This is a genomic window from Chitinophaga sp. 10T418 (genome assembly GCF_056394125.1).
The window spans coordinates 71,513-86,431 of record NZ_JBFTHG010000002.1 but is presented as its reverse complement, the minus strand read 5'-3'; the positions used below and the strand labels follow the sequence as shown (position 1 = coordinate 86,431).

Below are 14,919 nucleotides of genomic sequence, written 5' to 3'. Positions count from 1 at the left end.
TGTATAACCGGGATGAAATTGTATCAGCAAATGGATGGAGGTCAGAAGTGGCCATAGCAGGGCTGCTTCCCTACCAGGGGGGAGCTGCGGAAAGAGATAGACTATTAAAAGGAAGCAGGTATAGAGGGTTTATTGATCAAAATATCTCCAGAGGCAAGATAACTTTATTCCAGTTGAATAACAGCTGGATAGGCATGTGTATAAGTGAGTTTGGGAAGCAATTTCGTCCGCTTGGGGTAAGTACGTTTATGAGCATATTTGGGTACTTGTGGCGCTGCCACCGCAATAATATCTGCAGCCATATATTGCCTGTTGACCGATAGGCCATCCCTGTACATCGCTCTTACCTGGAAAACGACTACCAGTGAACCTTTTCCGGGTACATTGAGTGAAACATTTGTTTCCTGGAAAGTGGTACCGGGGGCTATCATGAGCGTAACCGTTTCGCTACCCGCCACCTGACGTGATACAAAATCAATACGTGTAGCGATCACTTTTACTTCGAGGGCAGTAATACCTTGATACCTGGTGATGGTTTGTGCGGGAATATTTAATATTCCGTTGTTCAAAAGCCGGGGAGCTACCCGAAAGAAACGATCTACCCCGGTATGCTGATTGAAGCGGAAGCCTGTCAGGGCTCCGTGATGATCGCCGGCAGCAATGAGTAGCTTGTTGAGCCGATTGATGTGGGCGCCGTCACAATGGATATCCAGGTTACTGTAAAAAGCATGACGGATAAAAGCGCCTTTCCTGCTGGCGATGCCAAAGCGCCGGGATGCGCGGCGGGTAGCAGCCGTTTGCTGCACGCTTTCAGGCATGCTGCGCAGGAAGTAGTTGCCATTGCGCTTATAGCCGATGAGAGGACCGAGTTTTCCCGTAAAGGGAAGGATAGACATTTGTTTTGCCATGGGAGATTATTTTTTTTACTATAAATATAACATAATCCGGGGAACCGGTTTGCGGGGTAAATTGAAGATCATCTAAAGCCAGTGCATGGCGTATTGTATAATATTCAAAGCTAGTGTAGTGGGGCTTTGAGAATGACAAACGCGAGTGTATTGGCACTTACACTATATCAGGCATTTGCCAGGGTTTTATTTCTCCTTGTGAATGCCTATTTTTATCCGGAACAATGAAAAGTACTATGAAAAAATTAAAAACACTTCTGGTGTTGTTGCTGGCCGGTCAACTTTTACAGGCCCAGGAGAGGGCCCCCACACCTCCTATGGGTTATATGACCTGGAATTTTTACGCTGACAAAATTACAGAGAATGATATCCGGGCGATAGCAGATGCGATGTCGGCTAATGGTTTGTTGAAAGCTGGTTTCGATTATATTTTTATTGATGACGGATGGCAGGGAGGCCGGGATAACAAAAATAATATGGTGCCGGATCCTAAGAAATTTCCTTCAGGTATGAAAGCACTCTGCGATTATGTGCATGGTAAAGGGCTGAAACTCGGTATCTATTCCGATGCCGCGCAGCTTACCTGTGCAGGTTATACTGCCAGTCTTGGTTTTGAAGAACAGGATGCCAAAACCTTCGCCGGCTGGGGCATTGATTACCTGAAATACGATTATTGTGATGCGCCTTCCGACTGGCAAACTGCTATACAGCGCTATTCTAAAATGGCCAATGCGCTTGCCAATAGTGGTAGAAATATCGTATTTGGTATTTGTGAATGGGGAGATCGCAGTCCCTGGCTTTGGTCAAAAAAGGCAGGTGGACAACTCTGGCGCATATCGGCTGATATCAGGGATAAGTGGCAAAGTAAAGTGGCTCCGAAGAAACCTACAGACCTGCATCACTCCGGCGCCGGTATTTTAGATATAGTGGACATTAACAGCAGCCTCCATCCTTATGCTGGCCCCGGCGGATGGAATGATCCCGATATGCTGGTAGTGGGATTGTATGGCCGCAAAGGCCCTTCCGGGGACCTGGGCGGCACTGGCTGTACCGATACAGAGTACCAGAGCCAGATGAGCTTATGGTGTCTGATGGCGTCTCCGCTGATGATCAGCTGCGATGTAACCAATATGAATGCCAGCACGAGGAACATCCTCTTTAATAAAGATATTATTGCTATTGACCAGGACTCCCTGGGAGTGCAGGCCCAGTGTAAATTTAAGAAAGATGACTGGCAGGTATTTGTAAAACCACTGCAGAACGGCGATGTAGCAGTAGGCCTGCTCAATCGGAGTGGCCAATCCAATACCATTAGTGTAGCCCTTTCTGATCTGGGCTTACCCTTTACTGCCTGCCAGGCAACAGACGTATGGAGTAAAGCAGTAACGTCCTGGAATAAGTCTGTGACATTAAAAGCAGCCAGCCACGAGACCAAAGTATTCCGGTTGCGCAAAAAGTAAATGCAAAGGATCCCGCGGAATACCACTAAATTTTCGGCGAATATCGGCTTAGAACGTTCGAATATAAAACGGAAGCATGAATTGTATCCTTACTCATCTATTTTTGGTGTGAAAATGTTAATATGAAAAGTAGCGCTGTTATTGGACAATGAAGCCATTAGCGCCGTTAAAAACCAAAATTATGTTGAAGTTTAACAAAATGAGTAAAAAGCCACTTGATATCCTGTATGCAATACTTTGGATAGGCATTTTCGGGGCATTTGCGGTTTATGTATATTCTGGGAAGGTATTCGAGCCAAATAACGGGAAAATTCATATTGTTGCCATTTTGATAGGGTGGGTGGCACAATATATTGGTTTGTTTCTTACCGCGCTGCTCTTGTTTGCAATAGGAGCATACAAAGCATTTATGATTTTATTTAGTAATAAATACGAGGAGGAGGAGAATTAACATAGCAGGTCAATATTTTTCTATGTTGGACAAATAAGAACTATACAAGTGAAATTTTATGGCGAAAGAACCTTTTGCAGCGCGACTCGCCGCTATTTGGTCAGGAGCTATTTTTTCCTGGATATTGAAGGGCTTTAAGGGGAAATTATCTGAAGAGATATCAAATAACGAAACACGGAATATGTGGGTAGGGTATATAATATCTCTGGTTGCTCTTCTATTACTTGTATACTATTTTTTTATACGCACCTGACGCATAGGTTGAAAATGTTTTTTAATTCGGCCGGGGCCTAAGGTGCCTGGTATCTGTGGGCGGGCGGTTCATGAATGCAGCCCTGATCTGTATGGTCCTGTGTCTCGTTCTGAAATCGCCAGACTCCAGTTGTCTCTGTTATTCAACCGAGCTGGCGCAGTCTGGCGATTTGAGGACCAGACACAGAAAAACATACTTTAGCATTTAAAATGATACAAAAATACTGTCCGTCTTCCATGCCCCATCTACGTTAACGGTAGTGCCATTTCCAACGGGAGAAAAGAGTGTACCTGACAGAATAGTCTTTTTGTTTTTAACCAGCAATACATTGGGAATAACTTTTTCGGCAATTGGTATCATTTGCGCATCTAAGCATTTCAGGTCCAATTGCATTTTTCGCGTATCAGTATTCAATACATAAAAATCAAACTTGTAGTAGGTTGTGCCCAGAGCGGAATCAGCAATGGGAATGACTGCAGGAAGCGCCTGAAAAGTTGTGCGGTCATCGCCTCTGATAATAGTTCCTGAGAAGTAACTGAAGTAAGGAGGGAGCCCTGTTGATGTACTATCCTGGGGCACATACTTGAAATACTTCGCGGTATAAGGTATTTGATCTTTAAGAGTAACAGTTACCTTAGATACAATTCTTTCCAGCACTACAGGTTGCGTAACGGCTCCGCTGATAGTTAACTCCATTCTCCTATAGAAAACATCGCTACCCGGAAGCCAGTTTATAAAGCCTTCAATATCCGGTAAGGAGTATCCGTTAAAGATAGAGTCCGGAGATGCCGTAATAGTAATGATATATCTGCCGGTAGGCAGTGTATCATGCAGCTGACCGAATGCACTATTTCCGGTACCACTTTGGAAAATTGTTTTTACTGTTTGTCGCGTTTGGGCATCAAAAACTTTGTACAGTATAAAGTTAATATGATCCCTCAGTGAGTCAGCTGGTGTTCTGAGCTGTACAGGTGTTTGTGCCTTTCTACTGTTAATATCTGTGGTCTCCTGAGAAAAAGCAGATATATTAAATTGCACAGCATATTTTTCATGATTATCAACTGGTGGATCTGTTTTGACCTGTTCTTTTTTGCAGGCAATAAAAAATGTGGTGATAACAAATAGGCCTGAAATTATTTTTTTCATCGGAGCAACGGTTTTATTGAAGAAATCTGATTTGCAAGGTATATTTAATTTTGCCTGACTATCCAGTATAAGAGCTATGTTATTCTTATCGGGGATAACTTTGAGAATGCTGAAGTTAAAAAAAAAGCAGACTGCTTCAAATTTTTCTTTTAAAAGGAAACAGACTGAAGGATTTCCTGCCAGAGAGCAGCCCGGATAAAAACGTATCAGTGTATTAGTTCAGGGAAGTAATCATAATATCTGCACAGTAAGGCAATCTTTAGCAGAAAAACAGCCATATGGCTTGTAGCAAAGCTTACAGCTGATACGTATCATACAGGTATTTCAATAAGTAATGGATAGAATCGGGTAAAATCTTATGCTATATCGGCTATTTGTTTTCTTTTTTTACAAAGACTAAACAGATAAATTTTTCCAGGTCATATTAGCGCCATCTTTTCAAGCAGGGCGAATGATAGGCGTACCTATAATAGTACATGGTCTCCTTATAGTGTTGTTTGTATATGGACCAATAATGATATATAACAATACCCTCCATCATCTTCCTCTTTAGTTGCGGTTATACTCATCCATCTTATTATTGATAAACCATTAATTTGGGGTACTAAACAGGAGTTTTTTGCTGATTTAAATGGTAAAGATGTTCATCTGAGAGTTAAAGTTAGGCGTTCATCAAACAGATAGATGCATAACGGCTACACCCGGTTACTTTACAAAGGAACTATGTGGAATAATAATGTCATCTCCTTCCCGTCCATATTGAGGAACAATAAATCCTTTTGTTTTATAACGGTTAGTTCCTGAATTGTAATACCAGTTTGCACAACCAGTGATCTGTAATTTTATGTGATAGACGTAATTATATGCCTCTTTTTGATAAGGGCTGAAATCTGGAAGGGAAGCATGTAAATCGTCCAATTCTTTTACATATTCATCATGGATCCTCATTGCTTCGGTACAGGCCTCCTGGTAGGAGAGTTTATACTGGTGGCGTAGAATGAATATTATATTGAATAATTCAGTTTCTATTTCAAGTTCCTTTTTCAAAGAAGCAAAATCATTCTGGATCACGATGATTAGTGCCAGCAGCTTTTTGCAGCGCTGGATAATAGGATGATTATAAATGTCTACAGGTAATGCAAAGTTGACACAAGGATCTATTAAATCTCCGTAGGACCCCATTCCGATGGAGTATTGGCGGAAGTTGAAATAATGGGCCAGTAAAGGATAKGTTCTCTTTTCTGCCAGTTTAAAAGGTGTTTCCTCCATTAAACCATAAACGATAAACTCATAGAAATTGATGGAAACGCGTTCAATCCAGAATTGGGGCATTCCGTTTATTATCCACTCTTTTCTTGCTGCTGCCATCTGCCGGAGTATGCCAAGTTCCTTTGGAAGAGGAGAATCGCCCAGCATAACCTCATAGACCCGGTTTGCTATAGGTTTTAATTCTTTAATAGGTGTAAGGGCAAAAAAGTCATCAAAAAGTGTGATGTAGATCATCAATCGTGCACAGGGGCGCATATGATCCACATTATCACAAGTTGGGTTCATATAGGTGGCTACCTGGGATAGTTGCTGCTTTTTACATCTTTTTATTCCCTCTTCGGAAATAAAAGTATAGTCATTGTCATACCACACAATTTCTTCCCCGTCAAATGCAGTTGCTATCGGACTATTGACTATAGGCCATGGATAACAACATTTAGGAACGATTAATTCTTCATTCATAAACCTGATTGTTAGATGTTATTAAATCATATCATTAACAGGTAAAATGGTCAGGGTTATTCGTGGTTTAATTTCTGCCGGAGTTCTGCTGCATTGGGGAATTCCATCCCATTATAACGATCCAGCTTTGAAGATATATTCTTCCAGCCACTGAGTACCATGCTCATGTAGTGAACCCAGTTTACGACCGCATCCTGCCATATCCCAAAATCCGGGAGGGAGTACTGCAGAGCTACAAATTCTTTCAGGTCTTCATTGTGCAGGCGGAGGTCTTCGAGACAAGCTTCTTCCAGTGAAATATTGTATTCATGTTGTATCACTTTCACGATGTTGTAATAAATGCTGTCTGTTGCTTCGTCTTTCGTCACAGATTGTACCTCATTGAAGTATGTCACGAGGCGGCAGGCCAATGCCTGTAAACGGCGAATCACCGGGTGGTCGTGTATTTCAGGTGGTAATATAATCCCCGTTTCCACTTCGGTGAGTTGCAGGAACGGATACAGGCAGATAGAATCCTCCCGTAGGGCAACGCATTCAGCGATGGTGGGGAAAACCTTATTCTTTTTGTAAGTCAATTCTGCTTTCAGCCCTGTAAAATATCTGCTGATCATTTTCGTAAACCGGTTGATAGACTCCGGTGGGATAAACTGTAACAGTTCAAGCCTTAAAGAAGCGAGCATATTACCCAGCGGTATTGCTGCTTCGGCAGCGTCCATTTCACCATTTAATATTGCTATTGATCTCTGGTGTACATATCCGATTTTTTCAGGGGCACTCTCTTCATATAGGTCGTCATTGTAGAGTGTCCATAACATGAGTCTGCAGAGGGGTTTCAATCGCTCTGCACTGGCTGTGGGGAACCACTGCGAGGCGATGTGAGCGGTCTTCGTTTTTTTGTATTTATGCCGGGTACCCGGATTGTCTTTGTACAGTGAGAGATATTCCCCATCTATCCATTCGTTGTCGGTAATATCCTGCAATGCAGTCGCAAATGGATTTTTAAGTGTAGGGAAGGGGTAATGAAACATGGAGAGCATGTGCATATTCATAGTTCTCGTTTTTGGCCCAATAATATTGGATAGGTAACAGCAATGAAATATTCATCCGGTCAGGTTAACAAATGCCTTGCTATTTCCTGGCGCTACACCGGGATACAATTGTAAATGCTTGACAAACGTTATTAATCGCTCTTATATGCAGCGCTTTCTTAAAACGTGTAGCAACAATGTTAGTTTGTTAATGCATGGATCTAAKCATTGCCAGGGCGTGCGATTTACTTTATCGTACAGCCAATTTGGGTTTTCATATAGCTATTGCTGATTTCCTTCCATTCAAAATTATTAACGAGTTGTGGAAGTGGAGCCGCAGTAGCTATTTGCGGCTCCTTTTATTTTTAAATGAATAATTTTGGTAAGGTAATGTAGGCATCAGATAAAGGTTTGTGTCACCTTTATAGTCGATTAATCACGACCTACGCGCCAGCAGTTGGTTTGTCAGCTCAAGGAGGTTGTCTTTCCGCTTAAGCGGGATGTCTATCATATCCAGGCAACTGAAAGCCATTGCAGTATATTTCGCAGCGGTACTGATGGCCCATTCATCTACTTTACAGTCTTTGTAGAGTTTTAATACTGCCGATATTCGTTCGGTTCCATTTTGAGACATCGCGTTTCGCAATGCGTTTTTTTGTACAGCGGTACTCATTTCCCAGGCTTTTATCAGCAATGCGGTTTTCTTATTTTCGAGGATGTCGCCGCCGGGCTGCTTACCGGTTTCTGATGGCTCTCCGAAAGCATCCAGGTAATCATCCTGTATCTGAAAAGCAATGCCTAAATTTTTGCCAAAGTCGTAGATGTACGCTTGTTGTTGCAGATCTGCTCCGCCAATAATAGCGCCTATTCTAATACTGGCAGCCAGTAACACAGATGTTTTGAACGTAATCATTTTCAGGTACTGCGGATAACAAACCTGTTGTATATCCATTTCTTCAAAATCAACGTCCATTTGTTGCCCTTCACAAATCTGCAGTATAGTTGCGGAGAACAGCGCGTATATTTGTTGTTTGTATTGTTCCTGAACCTTATTAATGTGTGAAAAAGCATTGACCAGCAGAATATCGCCAACAAGTATCGCGGTAGAAATATTGTATTTGATATGTATTGTTGGTTTTCCGCGTCGTAAGGGCGAACTGTCCATAATATCATCGTGTACCAGGGAGCAATTATGAAATAATTCAATGGCATTTCCTGCATGGAAACTATCTTCATCAATCTCTCCAAAAAGATCATTTCCTAAAAGGCATAACAAGGGCCGTATTCGCTTTCCACCACCTTCTAAAAGATACCGGGTAGCATCATAAAGGTTGCATGGCTCCTGTGGAAAATAGAGATGGTTACACCACGAGTGGTATTGGGTTACTAAGTCATTGAGGGAATTCATATACTTTGTTTTAACTGGGCAGGAATAAAAGAGCTTAAAGTTATCTACTGCCCATCGCTTGGGTTTTAAATTGAAAGACAATACAGAAGCGGTTTCCGGTGTATATCTCAAAAAAGAAGTTTAAAGTTGTAGTTTTATTCGCTGAAGTGAAATTAGAATAGATAACTGAGTAAGCACAGCAGGAATTAAAAAAAGATGAATAAATAGTGTAATATTGAATTCCCATAACCTGATAGTGAATTGTCATATAGGCGGCTACGTATTATGGTAAATGAAATTTTCCCTATTTTTAGTAAAACACCTATTTATACTATGCACGAAAAGCTATTTTCCTTATTAAATAGCATACACCCCATGTCAACAGCACTGGAGCAGCATTTGAAGTTGATCCTGGTCACAAAAGAATTACCCAGAAAAACAGTATTGCTCAAACGGGGCCAGGTGTGTGAATTCGTTTACTTCATAGAAAAGGGGATGCTTCATTGTTACTATGAAAAAAATGAGCAGAAGATAACCTCATGGTTCATGATGGAAAATGATGTGATCATTTCAGCTAAAAGTTTTTATATGCAAACGCCCAGTGAAGAGTGTATCGTCGCTTTGGAAGATACGCTCATACATGGGATTGAGTTTAATCAGCTACAGGACATATATGTTAAATACCCTGAGTTTAATGTAATCGGTAGGGTTTTAACCACCAAGTACTATATCCTAAGCGAAGAGCGCCTCTATTATCTCCGTAAGGAAAGAGCCCGCGACCGCTACCTGTTCATGCTGAAAACCCATCCCAATATCATCCAGAGAGCACCGCTGAAGCACATAGCTTCTTACCTGGGCATCAACGTGGAAACGCTTAGCAGAATCCGTTCCAGCATTTAATACCAGATCTGTTGTCTGTTTTTGTATGCAAAAAATCTTTCCAGTTGCTGGGGGCCATCGGTTTTAACCAGTCGGTAAAGGCCTTGTGAAGGCACTTCACGAAATTCGATGGTGGAGTCTTTAGTACAGGTTTGTTCAGCAACTTTATGCCATGTGTTGTCCTTTTCAAGTAGCAGGAGGGTGTAGGATTGGTTTTTACTGACCCATTGCTCGCTTCCGGAATTTAGCTTTTGAAGTGTCATCGTTTGTTTTTTAAGAGGATCAGGATAAGGTGATTTTACCTGGCCGGCGGAATCAAGCAGAAAGATATCGCCGTTAAACTTTAGTTCGCCTTCAAAGGTAGCTATGCGATATACGATATCCCGGCCCATCTGACGGAAGGTGGCTGCATTGTTGCTGACAGGCGCCCAGAAGAGAGGCACCCATTCTCCATAGTCATATACGCAGATATAGGCCGTACCAGGAATAGCGTTGGTGACCACCGGCATGGTAATATCGCTGGTAGGGTTATGCTCCTGGGTTACGTCCAGCCATTGATCGTTCCGGAGGAAATCCAGCAGGAAATCGCTTTCATTTACATAAGGCTTGATTTGTTGACTCCAGCTTCCGTGGTTGCGGAAAGTGAGCCGGAAAACCTTTGCAGCCCTATGGAACTGTCGTCCAGGGCCTGGCATCATTTTTCTTTCTTCATTGTTCCAGTAAACATCTCCTGCATGGGAGCCATTCTTGCTTCCCCAGAAGGGAACAATATCAACGGTTGCGGGGATTCCTGCGCTTCTCAGGACATACGCGTTGAAGAATGAACCTTTTTTGCATCCTCCCTCACCGACTAATACCAGCTCTCTATAGGAAGGGTCTTCAGTGATCCTGATCTCGTCTTCCCCATATTTAAACCAGCCGGAGGCCGTGTTCACGATAAGATCATAATAAAACTCCTTGCTGCTGGTAAGAAACCTGTCGCCGGGTTTTTGTCGGTTTTTTTCTTCCCATACTTTAATAAGGGAATCTGCTTTTTGCTTTAAAGGTAGTCGCCAGTTGTCAGGGTAGTCCTGGTGAATCTTATACGGGAGAAGATAATCGAAGAAAATCTCTTTAGGAATGTCTTTGTTCCAGGGAAACCTGTTCCATAAAGCGATTGAGGCGTCAATTGTATTCCCGAGATAGGTAGTTTGAATGAAGTCAGCATCTTTTTTTACAATCTGTCCCGTCTTCAGTTGCTCCTTTTTCAGGAAAGACAGCAGGCTTTTTGCGCTGGTGAAAGAATCTATTCGGATGCTGGTGAGCCTACCAGTGCTGATATCTTTTACAATGGGCATCTCAGACAACTGACAGGGCATCTCCTTTTCCAGGTATTGCAGGGCCTGTAGCTTTAAAGAATCTGCTGGGTGCTGTGCGTATTGCTTTTCAAGGAGCTTGAAGTCCACAGCATGTTCACGGGGGGCACAGGCTGTCATTAGTGACAGTAGCATTAAATAGGAGGGATATCTTTTCATGTCATTAAAGTAATGGAAAGTATTCATTTGAAATATTGACTTTTATCAAATATTTCAACCTTGCTAATGATATACATTTGTCAAAATTCGTACTTATGAAGAAAATTCTATTGTTAGCACTATTAACGCTAATGTTGATTACCTATTACTCCTGCACTAAAAACGACACACCTTATCCCCGGGAAGCATTTAAAGACCCTTTTGTAAGCGAGGCTGTAAATTTTGTTCGTGAAAATGTTTCCAGTTCAGAGTTTGCAACGCTGGATCTAGAAGGCTATTCATTAATGAAAAAGAACGAAAAAGATGTGATTGGTGTACGTTTAGACGTAAAAGGATCTGATCACAAGCGGTTTGCAGTGGTAGGTAAAACGGCTAAGGGCCTCACTGGTAACTGGGTAGATGTTTCACAAATGGACACCGAGCCTGGTAAAACCGGAACCCTTGTTACAAGTTCCTTTTCAGGCGCAGATAAATCGAACGTTACTTTTACCGAAGGTCGGGTAACCAAAGTAAACAGTGTCATTGATGGAAAGTCAAAAACAACTATTGTAAGGTATGGTGCCAATGGTGTTCCTTTGAAAACGACTACAGGAGCACGCGTTTCAAAACCGGATTCTGAAGACCCGGACGGCATATGGTTGCCGGAGGTAACAGTGATCGGATACTATAATTATGCCCCGGTTAATTACTTCAGCCTGTTTTATTATTTTAATCAGAATCCTACTTATACATACACCTATCAAACCGCTAATCCTTACATTTACGGATACGGAGGCGGCGGAGGCGGTAGCTCTGTTGTAGTAGATTTGCAGCCTGTGGAAATCACCAGCGGCCCTGCAGCTGATCTGGCCAAACGCATGAACTGCTTTAGTAATGTACCTTCTAACGCCAGCACAACTTACTCTTTGACTGTGTATGCTGATATTCCTGACAATACCAACCCTAGTATTGTTTTATATGGCACTAATCCAGGACATGCATTTGTTACCCTAACCAAAACAAATGGGTCTACAACGGTCAGCCAAACTTTTGGGTTCTACCCAGCAAATGGTATTAAAAGTATAACATTTGATCATGTGACCAGTAAAATTGTGAATGATGCTTCACATGAGTATAATGCAAAAATTACCATTCCCAATATGACGGAAGCACAATTTAATACTGCAAAGTCCACAGCATTGAGTAATTCCGGCAATACGTATGACTTAAATGATTATAATTGTACCGACTATGCAGTTGATATTTTTAATTCCGTTTCTGTACCTGGTTTCTCCCAATTAACGGTTGCTGATAATATTACGCCGGTTGGCATTAATTACAAAACAACACCGGGAGGGCTATATAAGGCATTGAATCAACTTAAGCAAGGAGGAGGATCAATGGCGCCTTTCATTCAAGTAGGAGTAAATACCAGTGCTGCAGGAAGCGCCGGGGAATGTAACTAATAATATTACCGTGAATAAAGTAGTAAAGATTTTTTTGGTTCATCTGGGCATTTTCCTGGCTTACTTCATTGCTGTATCTATGAAGTTTGTTTTCGAAAAATCTCCCAATCCAATTGGCCATGGCTTGCTGATGTGGATCTGTATGTTCATTCAGGTTGCAGTTACAATTTATTGGATAGGCACCCATTGGAAAACTTTATCCAAACCGAATATATTGATTCATGTTGCTGCACTTCTTTTGCCAATCGTGTTATTCTTAATTTTCAATGATTATGTTTATCAACTGCTATGGAAATGGAGAGGAGATTAAAAAAATATTAATTACTATGAAAACTTTCAAAGCGCTGCACAGAATCGGGATTGTATTATCTGGATGTATGTTCGTTAGCCTGCAGCTAATCGGCCAGATTAAGTTCCAGGGTATGAATAATAAATCGATGGAGGTTTCCATTAATGGATTGTATCAATTCTTAAAAGATACACCGACTGATATTCATATGCCGGAAAAGGATCTTCAGCCATTTAAAGCACCATTGTATGACAAGGCGATCGACTCCTTTTTCGATAGGGCTGCCATGTCTGCAAAGCTTGGAAGCAGGCAGGTAGATGTTAGAACGCAGTATCAGGTGATGTTCGGAATAGATAAAAATATTGATCAGATTCCTGCTGATTCCATATTTGCGATGCCGGCAGGATACTTCTATGAGAAGTACTGGGATGAAAAGCTGGAAGGCCGGCAGGATTGGAATGAAAGTTATGTTATTGGGTTTCTTGTATCAGACAAATATTATCCGGTATTAGATCTCGGCATGACAGGCAGTGGAAAAATCGCTTATATAATGCCCTATATCTATTTCGACCTGGAAAAGCAGAAGGTGATGGCGGAATTTACGTCCAGGCATAAGAAGCAATCCTAATACCCCGAATTCTTGAAACAACAACTGGCTGGTTTAACAGCACGCATTTTTTTTGTTGGTGTATTTGTACAATGCATGTTCTATGCGTTGTACAAATACACTTTTTCATTTAATTATCAACAACTATCAGAAGGAGGTCATTACCTTGCAATGCCCGTTGTAACAGGCGCGGTGGCTTTGTTGCTGGCTGTTACGATATGGAATCGGAAGAACTTTGAATGCACCATGCCGGATGTATTAATATTCATGACATTGGCTGGGAGTATGTTGATAGTGCTGGTGGAATTTCCCCGGTACAACCTTCACCATGAAGCGTATTGCAATGCCATTTGTTTTTTATCTCTTTATGTCCTGATTCGTATCATGGGTAATGAAATTATTCAGCAGGTAATCTTTCCCATTTTGCTGATGTTTTTTCTGCTGGAACTATGCTATGGATATGTTACATTTTTCAGGAGCTTCCATGCCGGAAATTTACCATTGTTAATCAAGGGGCACCTGGAGAATTCCGGTCTGTATTCGATTTACCTGGTTATACATCTCCCATTGTTCAATTATTACCTGACCTGTTTTATAAAAAACAAGAAGGTAAAGGTGGCCGTGTTATTTGTGCTTTATGTGGCAATAGGTGTTTTGGTGTTAGCGGCACAGTCGCGGGCCGCCATGATAGGGATGGTATGCTATCCGGGTAAATTATGCCTGGACGATGAACGACTCCGCAGGCACCGGAAGGTAATTATCCTGGTGTCTTTGCCGTTGTTGTTACTGTTGGTTTTCGGCCTGTTTTACCTCAAACCTGATTCAGCATTTGGCAGATACATTATATGGAAAATATCTTCGCAGCACTGGCGGGAGTTCATCTGGACCGGCATCGGATATGGACAGTTTCCGGTCCTTTATCCTCGCTGGCAGATTGCTTATTTTGATGCCCTGCCTATTGGGAAAGTGGCAGAATCATTGTCTGCCGACGAAATATATGTGGCATATAATGAGCCATTGCAATTACTGATCGAGTTAGGCCCGGCAGGATTTGCCTTGGTGGCATTGTTTTTTGTGCGGCTTGTTTTCAAACAGGATCAGGGAACAGGATCCTTATCGGGGTATCTGCGAAATGTACTTATCCTTTTATTTATCACAAGCCTGTTTTCATATCCATTGCATGTAAACGTGATACTTATACTCCTGGGAGTATGCCTTGCTTATCTTGTGCCGGAAACATTCAGGAAGTTCTCGTTTATAGGCCAGCATTGGATGCATATAATAACACTGACGCTTATGCTCAGTGTTATGGTCCGGTCAATTATGATGTACAGGGACGTGATAAGGTGGAACCGGCTGCAACAGGATGTGTTTTTACAAGAGCAGGAACGATTGGTTTTGTATCGTGAGCTATACCCGGCAATGAAAGGGAACTCCCATTTTATTCTGGATTATGGCATGCTGCTGCTTTCATTGGAGGATAAGCTGTCCGTAAAAATTTTGGAAGAAAGTAAAAGCCAGCTCATAACAACCTCAACGATGATGGCGTTGGCTGCTGCTTATGAAAGTAATGGGGAGGTAGATAAAGCTATTTCAACATGGACAGACATAAGCAATTTCGTTCCCTATAAATTCTCATACCGGGATAAGTTACTGGATCTCCGGGTTGATAAAAAAGACAATATAAAGGCCCTGGAAACAGCCAGGTGGATTGTGGCTATGCCGGTTAAAAAGGATGACGAAACGGTGAGGAATATCAAAAAGAAAGCACAACGGCTGCTCAATGCCAGCGCGTCCGGGCTATCCTGGTGAATTACCAGT

General features: G+C 41.9%; 13 protein-coding genes. 7 read left to right on the top strand and 6 right to left on the bottom strand.

Going from position 1 to position 14,919, the window contains the following annotated elements; genetic code table 11:
- Positions 1-164 precede the first annotated feature (164 nt).
- The gene (locus AC1DCV_RS04785; RefSeq protein WP_477022106.1) at positions 165-908 is read right to left on the bottom strand and encodes a hypothetical protein; all 744 of its coding nucleotides are present in this window, start codon (positions 906-908) and stop codon (positions 165-167) included.
- A 236-nt stretch (positions 909-1,144) separates the two neighbouring features.
- On the opposite strand from AC1DCV_RS04785, the gene AC1DCV_RS04780 reads away from it, so the two are divergent.
- Both AC1DCV_RS04780 and AC1DCV_RS04775 read left to right on the top strand, forming a co-directional pair.
- Positions 1,145-2,368, top strand: coding sequence for a glycoside hydrolase family 27 protein (locus AC1DCV_RS04780; RefSeq protein ID WP_477022105.1), 1,224 nt, complete (start codon positions 1,145-1,147; stop codon positions 2,366-2,368).
- A gap of 181 nt (positions 2,369-2,549) precedes the next feature.
- Entirely contained in the window at positions 2,550-2,819 is a 270-nt protein-coding gene (locus AC1DCV_RS04775; protein ID WP_477022104.1) for a hypothetical protein, read from the top strand.
- A 457-nt stretch (positions 2,820-3,276) separates the two neighbouring features.
- Here AC1DCV_RS04775 and AC1DCV_RS04770 read toward each other — a convergent pair whose 3' ends face one another.
- The 4 genes from AC1DCV_RS04770 to AC1DCV_RS04755 form a co-directional block, all read right to left on the bottom strand.
- On the bottom strand, positions 3,277-4,218 hold the full coding sequence (locus AC1DCV_RS04770) for a hypothetical protein (RefSeq protein WP_477022103.1): 942 nt from the start codon (positions 4,216-4,218) through the stop codon (positions 3,277-3,279).
- A gap of 705 nt (positions 4,219-4,923) precedes the next feature.
- Positions 4,924-5,949: a terpene synthase family protein gene (locus AC1DCV_RS04765; protein WP_477022102.1), complete on the bottom strand. Its 1,026-nt coding sequence runs from the start codon at positions 5,947-5,949 to the stop codon at positions 4,924-4,926.
- A 56-nt stretch (positions 5,950-6,005) separates the two neighbouring features.
- A complete protein-coding gene (locus AC1DCV_RS04760) occupies positions 6,006-6,998 on the bottom strand; it encodes a terpene synthase family protein (protein ID WP_477022101.1) in 993 nt (330 codons plus the stop codon).
- A 415-nt stretch (positions 6,999-7,413) separates the two neighbouring features.
- Positions 7,414-8,385, bottom strand: a complete 972-nt coding sequence (locus AC1DCV_RS04755) for a polyprenyl synthetase family protein (protein WP_477022100.1) — start codon at positions 8,383-8,385, stop codon at positions 7,414-7,416.
- Between the two features lie 354 nt (positions 8,386-8,739).
- Between AC1DCV_RS04755 and AC1DCV_RS04750 the strand changes: the two genes are divergently transcribed.
- Positions 8,740-9,264: a Crp/Fnr family transcriptional regulator gene (locus AC1DCV_RS04750; RefSeq protein ID WP_477022099.1), complete on the top strand. Its 525-nt coding sequence runs from the start codon at positions 8,740-8,742 to the stop codon at positions 9,262-9,264.
- Here AC1DCV_RS04750 and AC1DCV_RS04745 read toward each other — a convergent pair.
- Complete coding sequence (locus AC1DCV_RS04745; RefSeq protein WP_477022098.1) at positions 9,261-10,757, bottom strand: hypothetical protein; 1,497 nt, start codon at positions 10,755-10,757, stop codon at positions 9,261-9,263. The two genes, AC1DCV_RS04750 and AC1DCV_RS04745, sit on opposite strands and share 4 nt — an antisense overlap.
- A 35-nt stretch (positions 10,758-10,792) precedes the next feature.
- On the opposite strand from AC1DCV_RS04745, the gene AC1DCV_RS04740 reads away from it, so the two are divergent.
- The 4 genes from AC1DCV_RS04740 to AC1DCV_RS04725 are packed head-to-tail and all read left to right on the top strand — an operon-like array spanning position 10,793 to position 14,910.
- The gene (locus AC1DCV_RS04740; protein ID WP_477022097.1) at positions 10,793-12,202 is read left to right on the top strand and encodes a hypothetical protein; all 1,410 of its coding nucleotides are present in this window, start codon (positions 10,793-10,795) and stop codon (positions 12,200-12,202) included.
- A gap of 10 nt (positions 12,203-12,212) precedes the next feature.
- Positions 12,213-12,512 carry a hypothetical protein gene (locus tag AC1DCV_RS04735; RefSeq protein ID WP_477022096.1) on the top strand — a complete coding sequence of 100 codons (300 nt, stop codon included), beginning with the start codon at positions 12,213-12,215 and terminating at the stop codon, positions 12,510-12,512.
- Positions 12,513-12,528: 16 nt separating this feature from the next.
- A complete protein-coding gene (locus AC1DCV_RS04730; RefSeq protein WP_477022095.1) occupies positions 12,529-13,119 on the top strand; it encodes a hypothetical protein in 591 nt (196 codons plus the stop codon).
- Positions 13,120-13,131: 12 nt separating this feature from the next.
- The gene (locus AC1DCV_RS04725; protein WP_477022094.1) at positions 13,132-14,910 is read left to right on the top strand and encodes an O-antigen ligase family protein; all 1,779 of its coding nucleotides are present in this window, start codon (positions 13,132-13,134) and stop codon (positions 14,908-14,910) included.
- The last annotated feature ends 9 nt before the right edge of the window (positions 14,911-14,919 follow it).